Raw genomic sequence first — 7,229 nt, 5'->3', positions numbered from 1 at the left:
CTCACCGCCCAGCCAGCGCGTCAGCCGTGCGTCGTAGGGCTCGATATGGTCCCTGAGCGCCTGTTCGGCAGCCACCGCTCCACACTGTCGGACAGGTGCAGCCTTCCCTCCCCCACCAGTTGAAGCACCACGCTCGCCGTGAACGACTTGGTCACGCTCCCGGCCCGGAAGCGCCCGTCCACCGGGGCCGGCCGGGCACTGTTCATCGTCGCCTTGCCACTGGCGGCTCGCCAGGTCCTGTCCCCGTCGCGAACCTCGGCGATCGCGGCCACCGCACCCCCTGCGACGACCTTGTCCAGCATCGCCCGCAAACTCGGGCCCTCCGCCGCCGCCGTGGCGGCCATGGCGGGCGTCGCCGTCAACGACACGGTCAAGCACGCCACGACGGCCGCACTGGTACGTCTTCCCCTCACGCCACTCCTCCGATTCGGCGGAGTCCGGCTCTCGGCCTCCGCCGTATCAAGATCCGGCACGAGAGGGCGGCACGGCGTCGGAGTAATCCCCTACGGAAACCCTGAATCCCCACCGACGATCTCCGCCCTGGGAAGGACGTCTGGTTGGCCTTCTGGCCAGCCGGCAGGGCTACGAGGCGAGCAGATCGAAATGGAAGCCGACGAAGAACAGCCCCAAGGACACCCACTTCAACGTCATCGGAAGCTCCGGATCCTGCAACGTCCGGCCGGCCCTGACCGCGAGCAGGCCCGCGGCCCCGCCCAGCATCGACCCGAGCAGCAGCCCCAGATACCAGGGCACGTCGGTCTGCTCCTCGACCAACGCGACGGCCGCCCCTGTGACGACACCGACGATGAACGGCCCCCCGGTGGGCCTTTTCGCCATGAACCGGGTCAGCCGCGCGCCATAGCGGCTCAGCCTCTCCGGCCCGACCAGGTCGACGACGACCGCCGCGCCGGACACGAACGAGAGGATCTTGCCGAAGCGGCCCCACCAGATCATCGGCAGGCCGAGCAGATCGTTGCCGAGCGTGGACCTGCCGTGCAGCCACAACCCCCACGCGTCGAAGTAGCTGATGTCCGCCACGAACGGAGCATAGAAGCGGGCTCCGGCGACGCCCAGGTTTGTCGATGCTCGGTTTTTGCCGGGGTGGGATTCGCGTGAGCGAATCCCAGAGACCGCCTTTACATTGTAGATTCGGTAAGGATGCTCGCGCTCAGCCGGGCGCACAGGTCCCACACCGCGTTCTGGTTGCGTTGGTCGAGCGCGCTGGCCGGCAGCGGCTTGCGGCGGCACCGGTCGTCGAAGTAGGCGCCGGTCAGGCCCTCCACCTCCGTGCTCGCGGCCAGATGGATGCTGGAGCGGGCCGATCGGGTCAGGTCCGACAGGAAGAGCGGCGCGACGACCTTCAGCACCAGAGGCGCGATCGGCCGGTAGAGCCTCGGGAACGCGCCGATCGGGGTCGCCCTGTTCATCGGCGTGTAGCCGTGCCCGGGGTAGACCACGTTGGCCGTCACCCCCGTGCCGCGCAGTTCCCGGGCGAGCCGGGCGGTCAGCGCCATCGTCATGGTCTTGGTGTGGTTGTAGTGGCTGAACGTCCACCCGATGAAGCGCCGCTCCCCCAGCAGGTTGTCGTGCTCGATGGGCCCGCCGGGGATGCCGCCCGTCAGGTTGACGACCCGGGCGCGGCCGGCGCGCCTCAGCTGCGGCAGCAGCAGGTGGGTGAGGGTGAACGGGGCGAGGACGTGCGCGGCGAACATCTTCTCCACGCCGTCGTCGGTCAGCTCGCGGCGCGGCCGGTTCAGGCCGACGTTGTTGACCAGGACGTCCAGCGTGTCATGGCGCTCGGCGGCCTGGGAGGCGATCTGGCGCAGGCCCTGGAGGCCGGTGAGGTCGGCGGCGAGGGCGTCCACCCGATCGTGTCCGGCACTGGCGCGGATCTCCTGCGCGGCACGCTGCGCCCGGCCGCGGTCGATCCCCACCAGGACGACGGAGGCTCCGAGCTTGGCCAGGCCGCGCGCGGTCTCCATGCCGATGCCCCCGGTGCTGCCGGTGATCAGGGCGGTCCTGCCGGTCATGTCGTTCAATGTCATCTGCGCTTGTCTCCTCTTGGTCGGGACGCTGGTGTCAGCGCGAGATCAGTTCTTGCGTGAGCTCATGGAGGCGCAGGGTGTCGTCCCGGTCGAAGGCGCGGCCGCCGCGAGCAGGGTCTCCCCCTTTCCGGCGGTGCTGCCGAGGGCCACCACGTGAGCGCCCTGCCGGAGGTGGTGAAGGGCCGGCCCCTTGCCGAGCCCGTCGGTGCCGCCAGTGATGATCACGGTCTGCATGTTCACCTGCTCTCGTCGGCACGTCCACCGAAGTGGATATGACATATCCGCTTACGCGATGGAGCCTAACACGAAGCGGATATGCTGTATCCAGTTAGCCGACGGACGGATGCCATGAGCGAAGAGACACCGGCGCTGCGCCGCGACGCCGAGCACAACCGGCAGCGCACCCTGGCGGCGGCGCGGGAGGTGTTCGCCGCGCGCGGGCTGCAGGCCACGCTCAACGACGTCGCCCACCACGCGGGGCTCGGCGTCGGCACCGTCTACCGCCGGTTCCCCAACAAGGAGGCCCTGGCCGAGGCCGTCTACGCCGGCAAGCTCGACGACATCCGCGCCGCGGCACAGGCCGCGCAGGCGGCACAGGACGCCTACCAAGCCCTCAGAGCCTTCATCGAACACGCCCTGGAACAGGCCGCGACCGACCGCGGGCTGCGCGAGCTGATGCGGCGGGGCGCGGGCCAGAGCGAGCTGATCGAGCGGGCCAGGGAAGGCATCGCCGAGTCCTGCGGCCGCCTCATCGCCCGCGCCAAGGAGCAGGGCACGCTGCGCGCCGACATCACGGTGGGCGACATCGCGCCCATCGTCTCGATGATCGACTCGGTGATGGACCTGCCGTCCTCCGGCGCCGCGCAACCGTGGCGCCGCTACCTCGCGCTCATCCTCGACGGCCTGGGCACCGGACGAGGCACGCCCTGAAGGCAGCGTTAAGGAGGCCGCCGCAGCCTTAAGGACGGCCCACAAGTGTTTCCCAAGTCTCCTGGCACATCTTGACGGCAGAACGCCGTTCCCTGAGGAGAAGAGGAAACATGAGCATTCGACGTCTGACCGCGGCCGCCCTCGTCGCGGGTGGGCTCGCTTTCGGCGCCGTGACCGGCTCCGCCATGCCTGCGTCCGCCGTGTCCGCGTCGGCCGTGTCGGGGTCGTGGCACCTCGCGGGGTACTACCAGTACCGCGACCAGTGTGTGCGGGCCGGTTTCAGCGCCGTCACCAGCGGGGGCATCGTCCAGGATTTCCGGTGCGAGGTGTCCGGCTCGCGCTTCGCGCTCAGCCTCTTCTACTGATCAACGTGACGGCGGCGGCCTGCTCGGCCGCCGCCGTGCGGCCGTTGCCGGGAACGTCCGAATCCGATCAGGCATGAGGTTGTGGCGTGAGCATGAGCACGACAGGCACGGACGAGCGGGTGAGCGCGGATCTCCACCTGCTGGAGGACCTGGTGCGGGCCGCCCTGCGACGGTCCGCCGAGGACGGGTGGGACGTCCGCCACCGCCCTCCGTGGACGTACGTGGCTCCCCGGCAGGCCGGGACGCGGGACCAGGGTTGGAAGCTGCACGTGTCGGCGACGCCGCTGTCGGCCCCCGTCGTGCTGGCGCGGGCGGCCGAGGTGCTGGTGCGGCATCGGTGCCCGTTCAAGTTCGCGGCCACGTTCGCCGACCTGACGGGCCTGCTGTCCAGGAACGTCCATCGGGGATCGGCCGGCAAGTTCATCACCGTCTATCCCCCGGACGACGAGGCGGCGGCGGCCATCGCCGAGGATCTGCACCGGGCCACGTACGGCCTGCCGGGCCCGCCCGTCCTGTCCGACCGGGCCTACCGGCCGGACAGCCTGGTCCACTACCGCTACGGCGTGTTCTCCGCGCGCAGCGTGCTCGACAACGACGGCGTCTACAGCTCGCCGCTGACCGCCCCCGACGGCGCCTGCCTGGTGGACCGGCGCAACGCCTGGTACTCGCCGCCGGAATGGGCCGCCTGCCCGTTCGAGTCCGGCCGGGCCCCGGTGCGGACCGCCGCGCCGGAGGCCGTCGAGCTGGCCGGCCGGTTCGTGGTGCGGCAGGCGATCCGCCACGGCGCCAAGGGCGGGGTGTTCCTGGCGGAGGACCGGCTCTCCGGCGCCCAGGTCGTGATCAAGCAGGCCCGCCCGCACATCAGCGCCACCCTCCAGGGCCAGGACGAACGCGACCGCCTCCGCCACGAGGCCGACATGCTGGACCTGTTCGGGCCGCTCGGCGTCACCAGCCGCAAGGTCGCCCTGTTCACGCAGGGGGACAACGTGTTCCTCGCGCAGGAACACCTCGACGGCGCCGTGCTGACCGCCTGGGCGGAGCAGGCGAGGGCCGCCGACCCGGACGGCTGGCCGCACGTGGCGCTGACCGCGGTGCGCGCGCTGACCGGCCTGGTCGCCGCCGTGCACGAGCGGGGTCTCGTGCTGCGGGACCTGACGCCGAACAACGTCATCGCCGGCCCGGACGGCTCCTGCCGGCTGGTCGACCTGGAGATGGCCGCCGTCCCCGGCACGCCCGTCACCAAGGCCTACACCGCCGGGTACGCGCCGCCCGAGCAGGTGCGCGGGCCGATGTACGGGCCGGCCGCGGGGGCCGCGGCGGACCTGTACGCCCTGGGCGCGACGGTGCTGCACCTGGCCACGGCGTGCCGGCCGCTGCTCGGCTCCGACGACCCGCCCGCGGGCCGCTCGTGGGACACCCGGGTGCGCGGGCTGGTCGAGGTGGCGACCGAGGGCGACGCCGTGGCCTCGGCGCTGCGGCCGATGATCCTCGGCCTGATGCGCGAGAACCCGGCCCGACGCTGGGACCTGCGGCGCGTCGGCGCCTTCCTCGACGACCTGGGGCCACTGCCGGCCGCGGCCCCGGACACCACGCCCCGGCCCGCGACGGCCGCGGGCCGGGGCACCACGGCCGCAGGTCAGGGCGCGACGGCCGCGGGCCGGGGCGCGGCGGCCGCGGGGGTCGGCCGCCGTCTGTCCGTCGCCGGTCAGGAGCGCCTGCTCCGCGACGGGATCGCGCACACGCTCCGGCGGATGGACCGCGATCCCGGCGCCCGGCGTCTGTGGCCCGTCTCCGGATTCGGCGAGACCGCCGACCCCTGCGCCGTGCAGTACGGCTCGGCCGGGGTGCTCGCACTGCTCGCGTCGGTCCTGAACACCTCCGACCTGGACACCCCGGACCTGGACACCGCGGATCTGGGCACCCAGGTTCTGGGCACCGGCGAGGTCGGGCGGGGCGAGGTCGCCGCCGCGTTGCGTCACGGCGCGGCCTGGACGCTCCGGCGGCTGGGCAGTGAGGCCAGGCCCTCGCCCGGGCTCCACTTCGGCCGGGCCGGCATCGCCTGGGGGCTGTACGAGGCCGGCCGCGCCCTCGGCGACGACGCGCTGCGCACGACGGGCACCGACCTCGCGCTGACCCTGCCGACGTCGTGGCCGAACCCGGACGTCTGCCACGGCCTGGCCGGCACCGGCCTGGCCCTGCTGCACCTCTGGCGGGCCACCGGCGACGAGCGCTTCCGGGAGCGGGCGGCACACTGCGCGGACGCCCTGCTGGCGAGCGCCGAGCGCACCCCCGGCGCCGTGCTGTGGCCCATCCCCGAACGTTTCCCGTCGGCGCTGGCCGGCGCCGTGCACTACGGCTTCGCCCACGGCGTCGCGGGGATCGGGACCTTCCTGCTCTCCGCCGCCGCCCCGGGTGGCGACGAGTACCTGGAGACGGCCCTGCTCGCCGGGCGGACACTGCTGGCCGCCGCCCAGCGCACCGGCGCGGCGGCCTGGTGGCCGGAGTTCCCCGGCGGCGGCGTCCGGATGACGCACTGGTGCAGCGGCTCCTCCGGGGTCGGCAGCTTCCTCCTCCGGCTCCACTCCGTCACCGGCGAGCCGGACTTCCTGGACGCGGCGAAGGCCGCCGCCGTCGCGGTCCGCGGCTCCCGGCTGTCCTCGGGGACCGCCGCCTGCCACGGGCTGGCCGGTGACGGGCAGTTCCTGCTGGACATGGCCGGTCTGCTGGGCGACGAGGACTACCGCGCCCAGGCCGCGGAGCTGGCCGCCTGCCTGGAGGCGCGGGCGGTGCTGCGGGACGGGCTGCTGGTGGTGCCGGACGAGAACGGCGACACGGTGAGCTTCGGCTGGAACACCGGTCTGGCGGGCGTCCTGGACTTCCTGCTGCGGCTGCGTCACGGCGGCCCGCGTCCGTGGACGGCCGACGTCCCGGCACCGGAACCGGCACTGGAACCGGCACCCGCACCCGCACCGGCGGGGTCGTGAGCGGGACGATGCTCCGGCTGGGGTTCCGGTTCTCCGGCCTGGGGCGGTACGCGGTGTGCCTGACCGCCGAGGGCCGCCATCCCCTGGCGCCGGAGTTGTGGGACCTGACCGACGCGCGTCCCCGGTCCCGCGTCCTGCGGTCCTGGGACGGCGAGAGCCCCGCGAGCACCGCGGTCCCGACGGACGACGGCGCCGTCCTGCTGAGCCGGGCCGGAAGCGGCGGGACGCACCGGCTGCTCCTCGTCGTCCCGGACCGGGACGGCACCGGCTGGTCGGCGCACGACCTGGCCGCCGTCACGGGGGGCGGGCTCAGGCTGGTGGCGGGCCGGGGCGCGGGAACCGCCGCGCTGGCCTTCCGCACGACCCCGGCGGGCGGCACGGCCGTGTGGCGGCTGTCCGGCCGGGCCGAGCCGCCCGAGCTCGTGGCCGGTGTGCCGGGGCCGCTGGCCGGGGGCGTCTGGCTCGACACGTCCGGCAGCCTGCTGGCCGTGGCCGTGCCGGCCGGCCCCCGGACGCGCACGGTGGTGCTGGACCTGTCCGACGGCGCCGTGGCCCCGCTGCCCGGCCTGGAACGGCGCGAGCGCCTGCTGCTCGCCGCCCCCGAAGCAGGCGTCCTGCTGACCGCCCGCGAGACCCGGGACGGCCACCGCCTGGGCCTCCGCCCGCGCGACTCGGACGCGCCCACCGTCTTCCCCGAGGAGCTGAACGCCGTCGAGGGCGCCGTCACCCCGCTCGCCCTCGACCCGGCCGGCCGGCGGCTGGCACTGGCGGTCACCGCGGGGGTGCGCTGCCGCGCCGTGCTGTACGACCTGGCCGAGGGCGGTTTCCGGGAGGCGGGGCCGGCGACCGGCACGATCCTGCCGATGGCCGCCTGGAGCGCGGGCGGGCTGCGGCTGGTGCGTTCC

General features: G+C 73.7%; 8 protein-coding genes. 4 read left to right on the top strand and 4 right to left on the bottom strand.

The features are described from left to right. Window positions 1–20: 20 nt before the first annotated feature. The 4 genes from ACWCSD_RS43795 to ACWCSD_RS43780 all read right to left on the bottom strand — a co-directional run bounded on the left by ACWCSD_RS43795 (window position 21) and on the right by ACWCSD_RS43780 (window position 2,279). Entirely contained in the window at window positions 21–368 is a 348-nt protein-coding gene (locus tag ACWCSD_RS43795) for a serine hydrolase (protein ID WP_449924120.1), read from the bottom strand. Between the two features lie 214 nt (window positions 369–582). Continuing rightward, the gene (locus ACWCSD_RS43790) at window positions 583–1,038 is read right to left on the bottom strand and encodes a hypothetical protein (RefSeq protein WP_397162697.1); all 456 of its coding nucleotides are present in this window, start codon (window positions 1,036–1,038) and stop codon (window positions 583–585) included. Window positions 1,039–1,136: 98 nt separating this feature from the next. Further along, window positions 1,137–2,045 carry an SDR family NAD(P)-dependent oxidoreductase gene (locus tag ACWCSD_RS43785; protein WP_449924116.1) on the bottom strand — a complete coding sequence of 303 codons (909 nt, stop codon included), beginning with the start codon at window positions 2,043–2,045 and terminating at the stop codon, window positions 1,137–1,139. 45 nt (window positions 2,046–2,090) lie between these two features. Then, window positions 2,091–2,279: a hypothetical protein gene (locus ACWCSD_RS43780; RefSeq protein WP_397162699.1), complete on the bottom strand. Its 189-nt coding sequence runs from the start codon at window positions 2,277–2,279 to the stop codon at window positions 2,091–2,093. Between the two features lie 114 nt (window positions 2,280–2,393). Between ACWCSD_RS43780 and ACWCSD_RS43775 the strand changes: the two genes are divergently transcribed. The 4 genes from ACWCSD_RS43775 to ACWCSD_RS43760 form a co-directional block, all read left to right on the top strand. Next, window positions 2,394–2,975, top strand: a complete 582-nt coding sequence (locus ACWCSD_RS43775; protein WP_449924113.1) for a TetR/AcrR family transcriptional regulator — start codon at window positions 2,394–2,396, stop codon at window positions 2,973–2,975. 110 nt (window positions 2,976–3,085) lie between these two features. Then, window positions 3,086–3,340, top strand: a complete 255-nt coding sequence (locus ACWCSD_RS43770) for a hypothetical protein (protein WP_364342478.1) — start codon at window positions 3,086–3,088, stop codon at window positions 3,338–3,340. 92 nt (window positions 3,341–3,432) lie between these two features. Further along, complete coding sequence (gene lanL, locus ACWCSD_RS43765; RefSeq protein WP_449924109.1) at window positions 3,433–6,324, top strand: class IV lanthionine synthetase LanL; 2,892 nt, start codon at window positions 3,433–3,435, stop codon at window positions 6,322–6,324. Beyond that, window positions 6,321–7,229: hypothetical protein (locus ACWCSD_RS43760; protein WP_449924106.1), on the top strand; the 909-nt coding region annotated here is incomplete at its 3' end. The genes lanL and ACWCSD_RS43760, both read left to right, overlap by 4 nt.

The organism is Nonomuraea sp. NPDC001684, from assembly GCF_053596515.1.
Note: the sequence above shows the minus strand (reverse complement) of the source record. Positions and strands in the feature narration are given on the sequence as shown.